This window comes from Pseudomonas sp. VEM90, from assembly GCF_054611535.1.
Genome location: NZ_JBTRAR010000055.1, coordinates 1 through 1,933, shown reverse-complemented (window position 1 = coordinate 1,933; position 1,933 = coordinate 1). Strand labels below are relative to the sequence as shown.

1 protein-coding gene is annotated in these 1,933 nt (G+C 59.7%); it reads left to right on the top strand.

The window, feature by feature from the left end; translation table 11 throughout:
- A partial coding sequence (locus ACYCCG_RS25965) for an immunoglobulin-like domain-containing protein (protein ID WP_459672311.1) occupies window positions 1–1,933 on the top strand: 1,933 nt, incomplete at both ends.

Here is a 1,933-nt window from a genome sequence, read left to right as displayed (position 1 = left end):
CCAACGGCCAGACCATTACCGTTGAAGCGGGCAAAACCCAGGGCAGCGTTGATTTCCAGACCCCGGCCAATGACGTCTACAACAACGGTTCGACTGTCAGTGTCACGATCGAGAACGCCACGGGCGGAAACTTCGAGCAACTGACCCCGAACCCGACGCCGGCGCAGACCACGATCAACGACTCGGTCGATGCCACCACTGCAACCCTGACCGCCTCGCCAAGCGTGACCGAAGGCGGCGTGATCACCTATACCGTGACCCTGAGCAACCCTGCCCAGACTCCGGTAACCGTGACCCTGTCCAACGGCCAGGTCATCACCGTTGAAGCGGGCAAAACCCAGGGCAGCGTTGATTTCCAGACCCCGGCCAATGACGTCTACAACAGCGGTTCGACTGTCAGTGTCACGATCGAGAACGCCACGGGCGGCAACTTCGAACAACTGACCCCGAACCCGACGCCGGCTCAGACCACGATCAACGACTCGGTCGATACCACCACTGCAACCCTGACCGCCTCGCCAAGCGTGACCGAAGGCGGCGTGATCACTTATACCGTGACCCTGAGCAACCCTGCCCAGACTCCGGTAACCGTGACCCTGTCCAACGGCCAGGTCATCACCGTTGAAGCGGGCAAAACCCAGGGCAGCGTTGATTTCCAGACCCCGGCCAATGACGTCTACAACAACGGTTCGACTGTCAGTGTCACGATCGAGAACGCCACGGGCGGCAACTTCGAGCAACTGACCCCGAATCCGACTCCAGCCTCGACTGTCATCAATGACAGCATCGATACCGTCACCGTAAGTATTCTCAGCAATGGAAATGTGACCGAAGACCAGCAACCTTCCTTTACTGTGAAAGTTAGCCAGGCGCTGGACCGTCCGTTGACCGTAACCCTGTCGAACGGCGACACCGTGACGATCGAAGCCGGTAAGACCGAAGTCGAGTACAAGACCTCGGTTCAGGGCGATGACGTCTATCTTGATGCAGGCTCCATCACACTCAGTGTTATCGACGCTACAGTTCCGGGTGCCACTTTCGAGAAGCTGGCCTTGGGTGGCCCGGCTACCGTTGAGATCTCGGACACTATCAGTGAGGTGGTGGCCAAGTTGACCGCCACCCCTTCGGTGACCGAAGGCGGCGAGATCACCTACACCATCACGCTGACCAACAAAGACGGTCTGCCGATCAACAACCACTCGGAGCTGTACTTCAAGCTGACCGACGGCACTACTGTCGTCGTGGCGGCGAACAGCACCACCGGTTCGGCCACTGCAACCGCCCCGGACAACGTCTACGTCGGCACTAACCAGCCGGTGGTCAATGCCATCGACGCGGTCAGCGGCGCAGACGCGTGGAAGTTCGAAAACCTGAACCTGGACAAGACTCCGGTCAGCACCGAGGTAACTGACGAGCCAGGTACTCCAGGCAACGAAGGCGACATCATCAAGGTCACCATTACCGCTGACCAGATGTCGGTAGCCGAGAACGTCAAACCGACGTTCACCGTACACGTCAACCAGCCGCTGGCCCACGACCTGGTCGTGACCCTGAGCAACAACGCCCAGGTCACCATCAAGGCTGGCGACACCAGCGCGCCTTACGAGCACACGGCACAAGGCGATGACGTCTACAACGATGCTGGCCAGATCAGCCTGGGCATCACGTCCGCTGCGGATGTAGACGGTCGCACCTTCGAAAACCTGGAACTGGGCGATGCCGCTTCGGTTCAAGTCACCGACACCCTCGACGAAGTGGTGGCGAAGCTGACTGCGACCCCTTCGGTCACCGAAGGCGGCGAGATCACCTACACCATCACGCTGACCAACAAAGACGGTCTGCCGATCAACAACCACTCGGAGCTGTACTTCAAGCTGACCGACGGCACTACTGTCGTCGTGGCGGCGAACAGCACCACCGGTTCGGCCACTGC